The organism is Ruegeria sp. BG9, from assembly GCF_056538305.1.
The window spans coordinates 410,640-424,928 of record NZ_JBQFSY010000001.1 but is presented as its reverse complement, the minus strand read 5'-3'; the positions used below and the strand labels follow the sequence as shown (position 1 = coordinate 424,928).

General features: G+C 59.6%; 17 protein-coding genes and 1 tRNA gene. 7 read left to right on the top strand and 11 right to left on the bottom strand.

The features are described 5' to 3' along the window. Positions 1–42 precede the first annotated feature (42 nt). The 7 genes from ACR0I8_RS02150 to ACR0I8_RS02120 form a co-directional block, all read right to left on the bottom strand. Positions 43–119 (bottom strand) — tRNA-Pro (locus tag ACR0I8_RS02150). A gap of 60 nt (positions 120–179) precedes the next feature. Beyond that, positions 180–740 (bottom strand): MerR family transcriptional regulator, encoded by a 561-nt coding sequence (locus tag ACR0I8_RS02145; protein WP_170548163.1) that lies wholly within the window; start codon positions 738–740, stop codon positions 180–182. A gap of 18 nt (positions 741–758) precedes the next feature. Continuing rightward, positions 759–1,061 carry an integration host factor subunit alpha gene (ihfA, locus tag ACR0I8_RS02140; protein ID WP_037316145.1) on the bottom strand — a complete coding sequence of 101 codons (303 nt, stop codon included), beginning with the start codon at positions 1,059–1,061 and terminating at the stop codon, positions 759–761. A gap of 96 nt (positions 1,062–1,157) precedes the next feature. Further along, entirely contained in the window at positions 1,158–2,129 is a 972-nt protein-coding gene (locus ACR0I8_RS02135) for a beta-ketoacyl-ACP synthase III (RefSeq protein WP_170688805.1), read from the bottom strand. Between the two features lie 22 nt (positions 2,130–2,151). Beyond that, on the bottom strand, positions 2,152–3,240 hold the full coding sequence (plsX, locus tag ACR0I8_RS02130; protein ID WP_170548168.1) for a phosphate acyltransferase PlsX: 1,089 nt from the start codon (positions 3,238–3,240) through the stop codon (positions 2,152–2,154). A gap of 24 nt (positions 3,241–3,264) precedes the next feature. Continuing rightward, the gene (gene rpmF, locus ACR0I8_RS02125) at positions 3,265–3,471 is read right to left on the bottom strand and encodes a 50S ribosomal protein L32 (RefSeq protein ID WP_008756996.1); all 207 of its coding nucleotides are present in this window, start codon (positions 3,469–3,471) and stop codon (positions 3,265–3,267) included. A 204-nt stretch (positions 3,472–3,675) separates the two neighbouring features. Next, positions 3,676–4,212, bottom strand: coding sequence for a DUF177 domain-containing protein (locus ACR0I8_RS02120; protein WP_170688804.1), 537 nt, complete (start codon positions 4,210–4,212; stop codon positions 3,676–3,678). 84 nt (positions 4,213–4,296) lie between these two features. On the opposite strand from ACR0I8_RS02120, the gene ACR0I8_RS02115 reads away from it, so the two are divergent. The 3 genes from ACR0I8_RS02115 (at position 4,297) to ACR0I8_RS02105 (ending at position 7,485) form a co-directional block, all read left to right on the top strand. Further along, the gene (locus ACR0I8_RS02115; protein WP_170374345.1) at positions 4,297–4,773 is read left to right on the top strand and encodes an outer membrane protein assembly factor BamE domain-containing protein; all 477 of its coding nucleotides are present in this window, start codon (positions 4,297–4,299) and stop codon (positions 4,771–4,773) included. Between the two features lie 100 nt (positions 4,774–4,873). Further along, a complete protein-coding gene (locus ACR0I8_RS02110) occupies positions 4,874–5,608 on the top strand; it encodes a GNAT family N-acyltransferase (protein ID WP_170688803.1) in 735 nt (244 codons plus the stop codon). 68 nt (positions 5,609–5,676) lie between these two features. Continuing rightward, positions 5,677–7,485: an ABC-F family ATP-binding cassette domain-containing protein gene (locus ACR0I8_RS02105; protein ID WP_480702683.1), complete on the top strand. Its 1,809-nt coding sequence runs from the start codon at positions 5,677–5,679 to the stop codon at positions 7,483–7,485. Between the two features lie 43 nt (positions 7,486–7,528). On the opposite strand, the gene ACR0I8_RS02100 is transcribed toward ACR0I8_RS02105, so the two are convergent. Further along, positions 7,529–8,083, bottom strand: a complete 555-nt coding sequence (locus ACR0I8_RS02100; protein ID WP_170373938.1) for a sugar O-acetyltransferase — start codon at positions 8,081–8,083, stop codon at positions 7,529–7,531. 10 nt (positions 8,084–8,093) lie between these two features. Then, a complete protein-coding gene (locus tag ACR0I8_RS02095; RefSeq protein ID WP_170688802.1) occupies positions 8,094–8,849 on the bottom strand; it encodes a 3-hydroxyacyl-CoA dehydrogenase in 756 nt (251 codons plus the stop codon). A 199-nt stretch (positions 8,850–9,048) separates the two neighbouring features. On the opposite strand from ACR0I8_RS02095, the gene ACR0I8_RS02090 reads away from it, so the two are divergent. Continuing rightward, positions 9,049–9,813, top strand: coding sequence for a hypothetical protein (locus ACR0I8_RS02090; protein WP_170688801.1), 765 nt, complete (start codon positions 9,049–9,051; stop codon positions 9,811–9,813). Positions 9,814–9,913: 100 nt separating this feature from the next. Here the strand turns inward: ACR0I8_RS02090 and ACR0I8_RS02085 are convergent, their stop codons facing one another. Then, positions 9,914–10,675, bottom strand: a complete 762-nt coding sequence (locus ACR0I8_RS02085; RefSeq protein WP_170688800.1) for a DNA/RNA non-specific endonuclease — start codon at positions 10,673–10,675, stop codon at positions 9,914–9,916. Between the two features lie 109 nt (positions 10,676–10,784). After that, positions 10,785–12,035 (bottom strand): tyrosine--tRNA ligase, encoded by a 1,251-nt coding sequence (gene tyrS / locus ACR0I8_RS02080; RefSeq protein ID WP_170688799.1) that lies wholly within the window; start codon positions 12,033–12,035, stop codon positions 10,785–10,787. A gap of 245 nt (positions 12,036–12,280) precedes the next feature. On the opposite strand from tyrS, the gene ACR0I8_RS02075 reads away from it, so the two are divergent. The 3 genes from ACR0I8_RS02075 to ACR0I8_RS02065 all read left to right on the top strand — a co-directional run bounded on the left by ACR0I8_RS02075 (position 12,281) and on the right by ACR0I8_RS02065 (position 14,240). Continuing rightward, positions 12,281–13,402: an anhydro-N-acetylmuramic acid kinase gene (locus ACR0I8_RS02075; RefSeq protein WP_480702681.1), complete on the top strand. Its 1,122-nt coding sequence runs from the start codon at positions 12,281–12,283 to the stop codon at positions 13,400–13,402. Between the two features lie 84 nt (positions 13,403–13,486). Further along, positions 13,487–13,768, top strand: a complete 282-nt coding sequence (locus tag ACR0I8_RS02070; RefSeq protein ID WP_170373933.1) for a hypothetical protein — start codon at positions 13,487–13,489, stop codon at positions 13,766–13,768. A gap of 10 nt (positions 13,769–13,778) precedes the next feature. After that, positions 13,779–14,240 carry a hypothetical protein gene (locus ACR0I8_RS02065; RefSeq protein WP_170688798.1) on the top strand — a complete coding sequence of 154 codons (462 nt, stop codon included), beginning with the start codon at positions 13,779–13,781 and terminating at the stop codon, positions 14,238–14,240. The last annotated feature ends 49 nt before the right edge of the window (positions 14,241–14,289 follow it).

The following is a 14,289-nucleotide window of genomic DNA, read 5'->3' as shown; positions in this document are numbered from 1 at the left end:
AGAGCGGGATCTGGCCTGTCTGCCATAAACGTCGGTGTGATTTGGTCGGGCTAGCAGGACTCGAACCTGCGACCTTCCGTCCCCCAGACGGACGCGCTACCAGGCTGCGCCATAGCCCGACGTTGGAGTGTTCATAACGGTTTTCCCGGCAGGGGCAAGAGGAAAACATTGCCTTTTTTCTATCCTGCCGCCCGTGTTTCCACCCGGTTCAACCATGCGCGCAAATCCTTGGCCAAGGGCGCGATACGGCTGAGTAGTTCATCGTCGAATTCGGACCGATTCCATGCCAGTGAAGCGATGCCTCCAACCAAAGGCGCGGCATCCAGATCGGCTGGTTCGGCGCTTTCCTCTGGTGCCTCAGCCTCTCGCGGTGCGTCGAGGTCCATCGGGATTTGTTCGGTCTGAGGTGCAGGTTTGGCGGAAAAGGGAACAACGGTGCTGTCCGTTTCCTCGACTGCAGGCTCATCCAGAGACGGCGAGAGCGCTGCGACATGGGCGACACCCTGTTCGCGCAAAATCCGCTGTACGCCCTTGATGGTGATCCCATCCTCGTGCAGCAGCTTTTTGATACCGCCCAGCAGACGCATGTCATTAGGGCGATAGTACCGGCGCCCTCCGGCCCGTTTCACGGGTTTGACCTGGGTAAACCGGCTTTCCCAAAAGCGCAGGACATGGGCCTGTACTCCGAGCCAATCCGCAACTTCACTTATGGTGCGAAATGCGTCGGGGGATTTGCTCATGTCCGCGAGTTCCTAGGATTACTTGCGATTCCCGGCGGCGACGCGATCCTTCATCAGGTGCGACGGACGGAAAGTCAGCACGCGGCGGGGTTGAATGGGAACCTCTTCGCCGGTCTTGGGGTTGCGACCGATACGAGCGGTTTTGTCCCGAACGCTGAACGTGCCGAATGAGGAAATCTTAACCTGTTCACCGCGAACCAGCGCGTCGGACATGTGGTTCAGAACGCTTTCCACCAGCTGCGCGCTTTCGTTGCGTGATAGGCCAACTTCACGAAAGACGGCTTCGCTTAGATCCATTCGGGTCAGTGTTTTGTCGCTCATACCTTTTCCCCTGTTGCTGTCAAAGCATAGGGCGGGGGCAAATTCACTGTCAATATCAATGAATTGCAGGTGGGGACGTAAGCTGAATTGCGCCGGTTACCAGCGCAGAACAACAGCGCCCCAAGCCAGCCCGCCGCCGATGGCTTCGGTCACGATCAGATCGCCTTGCTTGATTTGCCCACGCTGTTTGCCAACCGACAGGGCCAGAGGGATCGACGCGGCCGAGGTGTTGCCGTGATCCTGTACGGTGACCACGACATTCTCCATCGGCAAGCCCATCTTCTTGGCCGTGCCCTGAATGATGCGGATATTGGCTTGATGCGGCACAATCCAATCCACGTCCGAGGCCGTCAGCCCGGCGCGATCGAGTGCGGTGTTAGCGGTTTTGGCAAGCTTTTCAACGGCATGACGGAAGACCTGGTTGCCTTGCATCCGCAAGTGACCGGTCGATTGCGTTGACACGCCACCATCCACATAGAGCAGGTCCTGATACCGCCCGTCCGAGTTTAGATCGGTTGCCAAAACGCCCCGGTCGTCCGACGTGCCGGTGCTGTCTTGTTCCTCAAGGATCAGGGCACCTGCGCCGTCGCCGAACAACACGCAGGTCGAGCGATCGGTCCAGTCCATGATTCGGGAAAACGTTTCGGCCCCGATCACCAGAACGCGTTTAGCCTGACCCGAGAGGATCAGCGCGTTCGCATTGCTCAGCGCGAAAACGAATCCGGCGCAGACGGCCTGCACATCAAAGGCAAAGCCGCGCGTCATGCCAAGGCGGGCCTGAACCATCGTCGCTGCAGACGGAAAGGTCAGATCAGCGGTTGAGGTCGCAAGGACGATGGCGTCAATGTCGTCGGCTTCCAGCCCCGCATCTGCAAGGGCGGCTTGTGCGGCATTGGTCGCCAGATCTGAGGTGGTTTCACCTTCGGCAGCAAAGTGGCGGCGTTCGATCCCCGACCGGGTTCGGATCCATTCATCCGTCGTATCCAAAGTCTGTTCAAACTCGGAATTCGGGACAACACGTTCGGGCAAATAATGTCCGACACCTACAACGACTGAACGGCCTGCCATGTTTGAGGTACTGCCTTCTTTGTTATTTTTCCGCCTGCGGCGCGGCATGCGCGGCATCTTGTGCAAGCTGGGCCGTTGATGCAACCCGTGCTGCCAATTTTTCGGCAAAACCTGATTGGGCCAGCGTGAAGGCCAGCTTGACTGCGGCTGACACTCCGGTCGCGTCCGCGCCGCCGTGGGATTTCACCACAGTTCCGTTCAGCCCCAGGAAAACGCCTCCGTTCACCCGACGCGGATCGATGCGTTTTTTCAGGCGATTCAGCGAGGTGATCGCCAACACCGACGCAAGCCGCGAGAGGGGTGTGTATTTGAATGCTTCGCGCAGAAGATCGCCGATCAGGCTGGCCGTGCCTTCGCCGGTTTTGATCGCGACATTGCCGGTAAACCCATCGGTCACAATGACATCTGCCTTGTCGCCGGGAATATCGCTGCCTTCGACAAAGCCCACGAAATCAAAATTCGCGGATTCGGCGAAGTCAGTAATCATGGCATGCGCTTCTTTCAGCTCTGCCCGACCTTTGTGTTCCTCGGTTCCGACATTCAGAAGCCCGATCCGAGGGCGTTGCAGCGCCATGCCGTTGCGGGCGTAGGAGGCGCCCATCAGCGCATATTGCAGCAGATCCTTGGCGTCGGCGCGCACATCGGCGCCTACATCCAACATCACGTTGAACCCCTGAGGGTTGCGTGAGGGCCACAGAATCGCAATCGCCGGGCGGCTAACTCCAGGCAGTTTGCGCAGACGCATCATCGACAGCGCCATCAGGGCGCCGGTGTTGCCACAGGAAACCGCGCCATGGGCATCACCCTGACGTACGGCCTCAAGCGTGGACCACATCGAGGTTTGCTTGCCGTTGCGCACAACCTGGCTGGGCTTGTCCTCCATCGTGACGACGTCTGGACAATCACGAAAATCGACGCGCCCATCAAGGACGCGCCGTTTCGCTACGAGCTTGCGCAGCTTGTCTTCTGGACCGTGCAGCAGAAACCCGATATCGGGGTTCTTCTTCGCCGATTGCGCCAGACCTGCAACAACAGCTACGGGACCATCGTCCCCCCCCATGGCATCAACGGAAATGATGATCCGTCCGGCGTGCGTGGGTTGTTCCGTCATGCGAAGGCTTGCGCTCGATCAGGCTTAGGCTGCGTCTTCGTCCAGGTCGATTTCGTCGGCCTGAGCGACGACTTCACGGTCGTCATAGTGGCCGCAGGATGCGCAAACGTGGTGCGGGCGCTTCAGCTCGCCGCAGTTCGGGCATTCGTTCGGGTTTGCAGCAACCAGAGCGTCGTGTGCGCGGCGGTTGTTGCGACGCGACTTGGAAACTTTGTTCTGTTGGACGGCCATGGTCTCAACCTTTGTCTACTGAGGGTCAGCAGAATCGCCGCCGACCGGGTTTCATATTTCGTTTATCGTGGTTTGACGCGCGTTTAGGGTACATGCCCCACGTTGTCCAACCCTAAATCCGATGAGCGCGCGAAAATACTGCGATTCTCGACATGTTCAAGCGATTTTTCTGACCGCTTGCTATGACAGGAAATCTCTGCCCTGTCACTCGTCTTTTTTCAGCGCATCGCGCAAACCTGCCAGTCCGGCGAAGGGTTTGGCATCTTCGTCCGTCATCGCCTGTTTACCCGGCTCTGTATAGTCGGCCTGCTCCAGTTCCGCACCCTCTTTGCGTGGATAGAGGGGGAGGGCCAGTGACAGCGCCTCGATCATCACCTGGGCCGGGTCAATTTCGGCGCCCAGGGCCTCGGTTTCGTCACCTTCGGGGATTTCGAACTCTTCATCCTCGGGGTCTGCCCATTCGGCCAGAAAGGTACGAGTGACGGGGACGTCGATACGTGTGGTCACCGGTTCCAGTGTCACGACGCAGGGTTGTACGACTGTTGCGCCCAGTTTGGCGGTGAGGACCCAGTCCCTCTTTCCTTCGGCTTCAACTCTGCCGACAAAGCTGAGCTTGCGCAGACCCAGCAGGTCAAGCTCAGCTTTGATGTCGTCCAGTTCCGTCGCGTTTGGGCGCAATTCGAATGATGTTGGCGTGTTTTGGGGCAGGTCGGCCACCCGCAGAGATGTCGTGTTGCTCATTCGTGACCCTTTCCTGTGTTGAACCGGGGCATCGGTTTCTGTAAGCGGATAGGGGCCGTTACGGATCAAGGCAAGAGGGTGTATATGGTGATGGGTGTGAACAAGGTGAAACGAGCAGCGAAATCGCTCGTCTTTATTACCTGTCTGGCTGCGATTGCGGCCTGTACGCCAACCTTCAAGAATCACGGCTATATTCCGCCGGCCGAAGATCTGGCCGAGATCAAAGTGGGCGTCGATACCCGCGACACCGTGGCCGAAGCCATCGGCGCGCCCGGTATTTCCGGCGTTGTGCAAGATTCGGGCTATTACTACGTCGCCTCTCGCGTGCGCTTCTATGGCCCCAAACGGCCCGAGGTCGTCTCGCGCGAATTAGTTGCCATCAGCTTTGACCAGCGCGGCGTTGTCCGCAATATCGAAAGGTTCGGTCTGGAAGACGGAGTCGTCGTGACCCTTGAACGGCGCGTGACGGAATCCAGTATCCAGAACAACGGCTTCCTGCGTCAGCTGCTTGGTAACATCGGCAACTTCAACCCAGCTAACATTCCGGGCGCCACCAACTAAGTCACAGGACTGTCGTGTCGTCTTCACAAGGCGGTCACATCTGCCGTGATAGCAGAGCCTTAAGGTTGAAATCCGGTCGGCAAGGGCGGAGGATGCGGTCATGGCTGTGTTGTTGAGCAAAGGGCGCTTTCGGGCGCGTCTGGCGCAGAGTGACGAAGATCTGGCGGCGGCGCAGGCGCTCCGAACGCGGGCGTTTGGCACCGGCGCATTGGATGCTGACGCGTTCGATCCGGTTTGCACCCATGTTCTGGTCGAAGACCTGCAGGACGAGGGCGCTCTGGTCTGTTGTTTCCGTATGCTGACCATGGATAGCGGGGCTGAGATCGGGCGCAGCTACTCGGCGCAGTTTTACGATCTATCCAGCCTCAACGGGTTCTCGGGCCGTATGGTCGAGATGGGGCGGTTTTGTATCCACCCCGACCGGACAGACCCGGACATCCTACGTGTCGCGTGGGGCGCGATGACGGCCTATGTGGACCGGAACAGGATCGAGATGCTATTTGGATGTTCCTCATTCGCAGGGACCGAGACGGTCGAGTATCTGGACGCGTTTGCGATGCTCAAGCACCGTCATCTGGCCCCGAAACGATGGTTGCCGCGGGTGAAGGCTCCGGATGTGTTTCGGTTTGCGTCCAAGCTGCGGCGCAGGCCGGACGTCAAAAAGGCGATGCTGCGAATGCCGCCATTGCTGCGCACCTATCTGATGATGGGCGGCTGGGTCAGCGATCATGCGGTGGTGGATCGGCATATGAACACGTTGCACGTGTTCACCGGGTTAGAGATAGGGGCGATTCCTCCAGCCCGCAAACGGTTGTTGCGGGCAGTGGCCGGGTGAATTGAGTATTTTTGAAAAGGTGAAGCCGGGGCGTTGACGCATCAGGCTGGCCGGTTTAGCTGGCGGGCATGGCGAGAATTCCTTTGTTGCAGATGTCCGGCATTTCCCTGACCTTCGGGGGTGATCCGGTGTTTTCCGGTTTGGATCTGGTGGTCCAGCCGGGTGATCGCGTTGCGCTTGTGGGGCGCAACGGCTCGGGCAAATCCACCCTGATGAAGGTGATGGCGGGGCTGGTTGAGGCCGATCAGGGCGAGATCGTTGTGCCTCCCGGAAAGTCCGTTGGGTATATGGAGCAGGACCCAGGGATGGAGGGGTTCCCGACGCTGGGCGACTATGCCTCAAGCGGGTTGGAGCCGGGCGAGCTGTACAAGGTCGAACGCGCCGGTGAGGGGCTGAAATTCGATCCGTCACGCCCTGTTGAGACCGCCTCGGGCGGGGAACGGCGGCGGGCGGCCTTGGCCAAACTGATGGCCGAAGCGCCGGACCTGATGTTGCTGGACGAGCCGACCAACCATCTGGACATCGAAGCCATCGCTTGGCTGGAGCGCGAATTGGGCGCGACGCGGGCCGCCTATGTGCTGATCTCGCACGACCGCGCGTTCCTGCGGACATTGACCCGTGCAACCTTGTGGATTGATCGCGGAATGGTGCGGCGGCAGGAGCAGGGGTTTGAGGCATTCGAGACTTGGCGCGACAAGGTTTGGGAAGAGGAAGATCAGCAGCGGCACAAATTGAACCGTCTGATCCAGTCCGAGGCGAAATGGGCGGTCGAAGGGATCAGCGCGCGACGTAAGCGCAACCAAGGGCGGGTGCGCGCGTTGCAGGCCTTGAGGGCCGAGAAGGCGGCGCAGATCAAACGTCAGGGCTCGGCGGCGATGTCACTCGAAGCGGGCCCGAAGTCCGGTCGAAAGGTGATCGAGGCCAAGGCCTTGTCCAAAGCCTATGGCGACAAGCAGATCGTGCGCAGCTTTGATCTATTGGCGCAGCGCGGTGATCGGGTTGCCTTTGTTGGGCCGAACGGGGTGGGCAAAACCACTCTGTTGAAGATGCTGCTGGGGCAGGAAACTCCGGATGAAGGCACCGTGACCCTGGGCACCAATCTGGAGATCGCGGTGTTTGACCAGACCCGCGCGCAGTTGGACCCTGAAATGAGCCTCTGGGACAGCCTGACCGGCGACCCAGAGATGCGCGTGTCGGGCAAGGCCGATCAGGTCATGGTTGGCGGGCAGCCCAAGCATGTTGTGGGTTACCTCAAAGAGTTCCTGTTCGATGAACGCCAGGCAAGAGCGGCTGTTAAGTCCCTTTCCGGCGGGGAAAAAGCGCGTTTGCTGCTGGCGAAGTTAATGGCGAAACCGTCGAATCTACTGGTGCTGGACGAACCGACCAACGATCTGGATGTGGAAACTCTGGACCTGCTGCAAGAGCTGTTGGACGACTATGACGGCACGGTTCTGCTGGTCAGCCACGACCGGGACTTTCTGGACCGTGTGGCCACCACAACCATCGCGATGGAGGGCAATGGCCGTGCTACCGTTTATGCGGGCGGGTGGTCGGACTATATCGCTCAGCGGGGTGATCTTGCCCCTAAGAAAGAAGAGAAAACAAAAGCTTCCAAGCCAAAGGTGAAGCAAGAGGCCAAGCCGAAACTAGGCCTGTCCTTCTCGGAAAAGCACCGGTTAGAGAAGCTCCCGGCCGAGATTGCGCGGCTGGAGGCCGAGATTGCCAAACTGGAAGAGCTGATGGCGGACCCGGATTTGTTCACGCGTGAGCCGGTCAAGTTCCAAAAAGCCACCGAGGCGTTGGTCGAACGGCAGGAAAAACTGTCGGCCTCCGAGGAAGAGTGGCTGATGCTTGAGGAAAAGGCCGAAGGCGGGTAGCAAAAGACCCGAAACTCAGTTTCCTCAGGTTTTCAAGGTCGTCTTATGCGCTTCCCCGGATCGGGCGTGCTGGGTTGCCAACGACCGTTTCATCGGGTGCGACAGATTTGGTCACGACACTGCCCGCGCCTACAATGGCCCGGTCGCCGATTGAGACACCAGGCAGGATTATAGCGCCGCCGCCAATCCAAACATTCTCTCCAATCGTGACCGGATGCGCGACTTCAAGACCGTCTGCGCGCAGGGCGGGGTCCTTGGCGTGTTCTGCGCAGTAGATCTGGACGTTAGGGCCCAGCATTGTGTCGCTGCCGATCCTGACAGGCGCGGTATCCAATATGGTACAGCCCGCGTTAAAATAGACACGATCGCCCAGAGAGAGGTTGAATCCATAGGCGCAATGAAACGGGGCTTCGATGAAGCACATATGCCCGATTTCGGCGAAAAGCGCACGCAGCTCAGGCGCGATCGGGCCGCGATCATCGGGCTGGCATGAGTTGTGGGCGTAAACGGCGCGACGGGCGGTCTGGCGCAAGTCTTCCAGTTCCGGATCGAGGCAGGTGTACCACGCACCCGCCGCCATTTTCTGCCGTTCGCTCATGTCCTTAGGGTTAGCGCATCCTTAGGGCGCCGTCGATGCGGATGACCTCTCCGTTCAGATATCCCATCTCGACGATGAAGGCGGCGAGGCGTCCGTATTCCTTCGGGTCCCCCAAGCGGGGTGGGTTCGGGACGTCGGCGGCCAATTGGGCTTGCACCTCTTCCGGCAGACCGGCCAGCATGGGCGTCATGAAGATTCCGGGCGCGATGGTCATCACCCGGATACCGGTTGAGGCCAGATCGCGTGCCATAGGTAGGGTCATACCAACCACGCCGCCTTTTGAAGCCGCGTAGGCTGCCTGACCTTTTTGCCCGTCGAATGCCGCGATTGAAGCGGTGTTGATGATGACTCCACGGGCCCCGTCTGCGTCCGGCTCATTCAGGGCCATTTGGGCTGCGGCAAGACGGGCGACATTGAAACTGCCCACCAGATTGATGTCGATTGTGCGCTGGAATGCGTCCAGAGGATGCGGGCCGTCGCGCCCAACGGTTTTGATACCATCCGCAATACCGGCGCAATTCACGGCAGCGGTGATCTTGCCCATTTTATCCGTGGCCAGCCCGACCGCTGCTGCGACCGAGGCTTCTTGGGTTACATCGGTCTCATTGAAATGCCCTCCGATCTCGGCGGCGACCTTCGCGCCTCGGTCGGCATCGCGATCCAGCAGCGTGACCTGAGCGCCTTGCGAGGCAAAGTACCGGGCGGTGGCTTCGCCCAAACCGGACGCGCCGCCGGTGATGATGGCTGCGGTGTCGGACAGGTTCATGATGGGCCTCCTCGCGGGTTAATGAACATATGTTCAATAAACAGTTTAGCCGCGTCCTGTCTATAGGTTTGGCTTTGGACCCCGCGTTGGGTTCTGAAGAAATCCTCAGAAACCTTTCAGATCGGCTTCACGGAAGATCGCCAACTCGTGAATGAACAACCTGACGCGGTCGGGTGTTTTTTCGTCAGGAGGTGCTGAAATGTTAAAGAGTACAAAGCAAAAACTTGGCGCGCTTGCGATTGCGCCGTTTGTCGGGGTGTTCATGGTCGGAAGCGCAGCAGCCGCGCCGGAAACCTGCAACTGGAAAACAGCGCGTGATCTCGCCAATGCCGGAGACTACGCAGGTTTGTGCGATTGCGCGCAGGTTACGCCCAGCTTTCTGGAGCGTCTGCAGAGGCGGGCCGATTTCGAAACCACTCTAAGCGTTACAGGTGCGCAATGCCCGGGATTGGCAACTTTGCTGACCGATTTGCCCACGGCAAGTGTGCAGGCCGCTTCGAACCAAGGCGAGGACAGGTCTTCTAGTGGTCCGGGCAACGGCGACGGAGTAGGTCCGGCAGGTGACGGTGGTCCAGGCGGCGATGACGGCCCCGGTGATGGGGGCGATGGACCCGGAGATGGCGGCGGCGATGGACCGGGTAACGGCGGCGATGGCCCCGGCAACGGTGGCGGCGGTGACGGCCCCGGTAACGGTGGCAATGGCGGCAACAACGGCGGTCCCGGCAACGGCAATGGAAATGGTGGAAACCCCGGAAACGGTGGCGGCAACAACGGTGGTTCAGGGCCGGGCACCGGTAACGGTGGTGGTAATAATGGTCAGGGCGGCGGCTCCGGAAACGGCGGCGGAGGCAACGGAAATGGTGGAAACAGCGGAGGCGGCAAAGGCGGTGATGGCAAAGGCGGCGGTACAGGCGGCGACGGCAAAGGCGGCGGCAAGAACGGCGGAGGAAAGGGCAAGAAATAGCCCATGGCGACGCAGTCCCTGAACTTTTTGTAGGTCGCCACATCCGGCGACCTACACCAGCGTGTCAAACCCCGGATACAGCCAGCGCTAACTTGGCAATTTACAGCGCCAGCGGGTAGGTCATCGGTTGAGCGCCAGTCGCTTTGGGCATCTTCTTTGCCGCCGATGCCGGTAATTTCGACTTTGCGATCCGCTCGCCTGGTTTGCCGTCTTTGAAAAAACTGTCGACCCGCCAGCTTGCTTTCAGGGTTCTCGGCAGTTTGCTCAACACTCGCGAGGTTTCCTTTGACGCACTGCTCCACCAGGGTTTCATGCCGCCGCTGCACTTCGCATGAAACCGGACGCGGACCCGATAACCCGAGGCTTTCTCTTCTTTTTTGAAGTCCTGCAAGCTCTTGATCAGCTTGGATTCAAAGGCACTGTAGTAGGTCGAGTTCGAGCTGGCCGACATGGGCGTTAGATTGTCATTAGTGCCGGGCCCGCCAAGTTTTTCGCTCAGGATGTGGCCTTTGATGTATGTCTGTGCCTGCAGTTCCGAGTAATCGGACAGCATCTGAATTTCTGTCAGCGCCAGAAGCTCCAAAATCTTGTCGACCGAATTTGCCTTGGCAAGCTTTTGGAGCGTCGACTTACTGGACAGAGCCTTTTGCACCGCAGCCAGATCAATCAGGTCCTTTACATCCCAGCGCGAGTTGAACCGCTCGACAATCGCGCAATGGCCGGTAGCCGGAGAGCTTCCCTTTTGCTTCAAGCTGTCGGTTGTCAGGATGCAGGTGACTTCATCCGCGCCGGTCGAGAATTTTTCGCCCTCAAAGACAACGTCGGCGCGGCGGGAAGATGTGAATTTGTTCGCAACTACCATGTTCAAATCATACTAAAACGCTTCAATAGTCAGCAGTTTAGCATAGATTTCGGCATCAACGAAATAAGGCGCTCCGGGCGCAGGTGTTTGCGCCCGGAAACGAGAAAGATCAGCCCAGCTGAACCAGAGCGTGGCGTTTCTTGCCTGCGCTCAGTTTGATCGGAGAGGACAACGCGCCTGCGTCAATCATCAGGCCTGCATCCGTCAACGGCGCGTCGTCCAGCTTGGCGCCGTTTTCCGATATCAGGCGCTTGGCCTCTTTCCCGGACTTGGCCAGACCGGATTTCACGATCAACTGCACGATCGACATGCCATCGCCCAGCTCATCCGCGCTGAGCGTGAGGGTCGGAAGGTCTCCGCCAACTCCGCCTTTTTCGAACACCTCGCGCGCGGTGGCCTCGGCTGTGGTAGCGGCTTCGGCACCATGCAGAAGGGTCGTGACCTCATTGGCGAGGCGGATTTTGGCTTCGTTGATCTCGGACCCCTGCAACGCGCCCATGCGGTCGCACTCATCGACTGAAAGCTCGGTGAAGATCTTCAGGAAGCGGCCTACATCGACGTCAGTCGTGTTGCGCCAGAACTGCCAGAACTCATAGGGCGAAAGCATATCGCCGTTCAACCAGATCGCGCCGCCCTGCGATTTGCCCATCTTGCGGCCGTCGCTGGTGGTCAGCAGAGGCGTCGTCAGGCCGTAGATTTCCTGATCCAAGACGCGGCGGGTCAGGTCGATACCGTTGACGATATTGCCCCACTGATCCGAGCCACCCATTTGCAGAACGCAGCCATAGCGGCGGTTCAGCTCAAGGAAGTCGTAGGCCTGCAGGATCATGTAGTTGAATTCGAGGAAGCTCAGCGATTGCTCGCGGTCCAGCCGGGATTTCACGGACTCGAAGGACAGCATTCGGTTGACCGAGAAATGCCGCCCGATATCGCGCAGGAAATCGAGGTAGTTCAGGCTGTCCAGCCATTCGGCATTGTTCAGCATCAGTGCGCCGGTCTCGCTGTCATCGTAGGACAGGTATTTCGAGAATACCTGCTTCATGCCTGCGATATTGGCGTCGATCTGTTCAGGGCCCAGCAGGGGGCGTTCGTCCGAGCGGAATGAGGGGTCGCCCACCTTGGTGGTGCCTCCGCCCATCAGGGTGATCGGCTTGTGGCCGGTCTTTTGCAGCCAACGCAGCACCATGATGTTCATCAGGTGACCCACATGTAGCGACTGTGCGGTGGCGTCATAGCCGATATAAGCCGTCTGCACCCCGTCGATCAGCGCGTCGTCAAGGCCTTGATAATCGGTGCAGTCGGCGAGAAAGCCGCGCTCGATCATCGTGGCGATGAAATCCGATTTGGGGTGGTAGGTCATATCGTGCCCTCGGGGTTACTGTTGCGGGGCACTGTATAGGCGGCAGCGTGGGGAAGGGGAAGGTGCCTTTTGCGTTGAAAAACACCCCGGGCCAGCGTCGCATACAGGGCGCTCGGAGCAGAATTCTTTGCAGCTTTGGCGCAAGGCGCTTGCCTTGTCTGCCATAGGCGGGGCAGGTTGGCGCTGTTGCACGCTCTGATTGTTCAGAAGGCAGGTGCAACGTCTGATACAGGCAGGAGGCAGCCGTGCGGCAGTCCAACAAAATACAAGGGCCGATCCGTGCGCTTGGGGCGATGTCCGGAACGTCGATGGATGGCGTGGATGCAGCCGTGGTCGAAACCGATGGTCACCGGATCTTTAGCTTTGGTGAAACCGGCTATCGCGCCTATTCCGAGGCTGAACGCGCGGTGATCCGCGCCGCCTTGGGGCAATGGCAAGGCGCGGATGTTGAGGTCGCGGGCGAGTTGGTGACGGTGGCCCATGCTGAGGCCCTGTCTGAATTCGAAGAGGTGGATTTGATCGGCTTTCACGGCCAGACCCTTGCGCATGAGCCGCGTGGGCGCGGCACCTTGCAAGTGGGCGATGGCGTCGGGCTGGCGCAGGCGCTGGGTTTGCCGGTTGTCTGGGACTTCCGCAGTGACGATGTGGCTTTAGGCGGCGAGGGCGCGCCTCTGGCCCCGTTCTTCCATTTCGCTTGTGCCAAATGGATCGATGCGCGGGAGCCGCTGTGTTTCCTGAACCTCGGCGGTGTCGGCAACCTGACCTATGTAGACCCGTCCTTTGATGGCCCTGAGGCACCGGGGGCGTTGCTGGCGTTTGACACCGGTCCGGCAAATGCGCCTGTGGATGATCTGATGCAAGCTCGCCTGGGCCTACCGATGGATCGCGATGGCGCAGTAGCCCGCGGCGGCTCCGTGGAAACCGGTGCGCTGGAGCTGTTTTTGGCCGAGCCATTCTTTGCGCGCATGCCGCCCAAATCCTTGGACCGAAACGACTTTGCCGAGATGGTGCGTCTGGTGCAGGAGTTGTGCGACGCAGATGCGGTTGCCACTCTGACCGCGATGTGCGCGGCGGGTGTGGCGCAGGGTATGCAGCATTGCCCGAAACCTCCGGCGCGCGTGTTGGTGACCGGCGGCGGGCGGCACAACCCCGTTCTGATGGAGATGCTGCGCGTCTCGTTGGATTGCCCGATTGAGCCGGTCGAGGCCGTGGGGCTGGACGGCGATATGCTGGAAGCGCAGGCCTTCGCCTATCTGGCGGTCCGCGTGGCGCGAGGTTTGCCGACCTCATGCCCTGGAACGACGGGGGTGCAGGCCCTGGTGGGCGGTGGCATTGTCAGCCGTGTCTCGGTGGACCAGGCCAGCTAAGCTGGAAACTCGGACCAAGTGGTTCAAAAGCGGACACAAATGTGCAACGCTTGTGTAAACTTGTTTCAACAAAGGTCTTGTTTCATGGCGACGAAAGCGGAACTGGAAGCCGAACTTGAGGCGTTGCGGGCTCGTAACGCGAAGTTGGAGGAGAGCGCTGAGGCGGGCGCCGAAGAAAAGACCTCGACCAAAACGAGCGATGAGATTCGGCGATTACTGAAAGAGCATGGCGTTGATCTATCCGGGGCCGAGGCCATGGGTGAGGAGGTCGTTGCCGAGTTTGGTCGATTGCAGAAGGATTATCCGATTACAGTTCTGCTGATTGCGTTCTCGCTTGGGTATGTGGTCGGTCGGGCCAGCAGATAGAGGGGGTGAGATGAGCAGACTTAGCAGAAATCTTGTAACGATCTATCGCACGGAGCGCCTGATCGCGCGTCGTCGTCTTGCGGTCATGCAGCAACAGACGATCCTGATGGTGCTGGCAGGTATCGCGGCACTGGCCGGTTTGGTTGCCCTGAATGTTGCCATCTTTTTTGCGTTGGACGCGTTGATGTCTTCCGCCGGTGCAGCAGGGGTGCTGGCGGCGGGGAACCTAGTTTTGGCGGCGCTACTGGTTCTGTTTGCGCGGCGGACCAGTGTCGAGGATGAAATCGCCCCGGCGGTGGAAGTGCGCGACATGGCAATCGCGGACGTTGAAGGCGAGATGGAGGAGATGGCCACTGAGGCGCGTGAGGTGGTTCAGGCGGTCAAGAGCATTGGCGCAAATCCGCTGGGATCTTTGCCGGCGTTGCTGGTGCCCTTGTTGACCGCGCTTTTGAAGAACCGGGCCGAGAAATAGGTGGGTGCGGGGTTGGGGGCTCTCCCACGCCGCGCTTTGCGCGACTCCC

Coding starts and splice junctions, on each gene's coding strand:
- ACR0I8_RS02065 (WP_170688798.1), top strand. CDS start 13,779: ATGAGCAGACTTAGCAGAAATCTTGTAACGATCTATCGCACGGAGCGC.
- ACR0I8_RS02120 (WP_170688804.1), bottom strand. CDS start 4,212: ATGAGCAACACGACATCTCTGCGGGTGGCCGACCTGCCCCAAAACACG.
- ACR0I8_RS02145 (WP_170548163.1), bottom strand. CDS start 740: ATGAGCAAATCCCCCGACGCATTTCGCACCATAAGTGAAGTTGCGGAT.
- plsX (WP_170548168.1), bottom strand. CDS start 3,240: ATGACGGAACAACCCACGCACGCCGGACGGATCATCATTTCCGTTGAT.
- ACR0I8_RS02095 (WP_170688802.1), bottom strand. CDS start 8,849: ATGAACCTGTCCGACACCGCAGCCATCATCACCGGCGGCGCGTCCGGT.
- ACR0I8_RS02105 (WP_480702683.1), top strand. CDS start 5,677: ATGGCGAGAATTCCTTTGTTGCAGATGTCCGGCATTTCCCTGACCTTC.
- ACR0I8_RS02100 (WP_170373938.1), bottom strand. CDS start 8,083: ATGAGCGAACGGCAGAAAATGGCGGCGGGTGCGTGGTACACCTGCCTC.
- ACR0I8_RS02085 (WP_170688800.1), bottom strand. CDS start 10,675: ATGGTAGTTGCGAACAAATTCACATCTTCCCGCCGCGCCGACGTTGTC.
- ACR0I8_RS02135 (WP_170688805.1), bottom strand. CDS start 2,129: ATGGCAGGCCGTTCAGTCGTTGTAGGTGTCGGACATTATTTGCCCGAA.
- ACR0I8_RS02115 (WP_170374345.1), top strand. CDS start 4,297: ATGGTGATGGGTGTGAACAAGGTGAAACGAGCAGCGAAATCGCTCGTC.
- tyrS (WP_170688799.1), bottom strand. CDS start 12,035: ATGACCTACCACCCCAAATCGGATTTCATCGCCACGATGATCGAGCGC.
- rpmF (WP_008756996.1), bottom strand. CDS start 3,471: ATGGCCGTCCAACAGAACAAAGTTTCCAAGTCGCGTCGCAACAACCGC.
- ACR0I8_RS02110 (WP_170688803.1), top strand. CDS start 4,874: ATGGCTGTGTTGTTGAGCAAAGGGCGCTTTCGGGCGCGTCTGGCGCAG.
- ACR0I8_RS02070 (WP_170373933.1), top strand. CDS start 13,487: ATGGCGACGAAAGCGGAACTGGAAGCCGAACTTGAGGCGTTGCGGGCT.
- ACR0I8_RS02090 (WP_170688801.1), top strand. CDS start 9,049: ATGTTAAAGAGTACAAAGCAAAAACTTGGCGCGCTTGCGATTGCGCCG.
- ihfA (WP_037316145.1), bottom strand. CDS start 1,061: ATGAGCGACAAAACACTGACCCGAATGGATCTAAGCGAAGCCGTCTTT.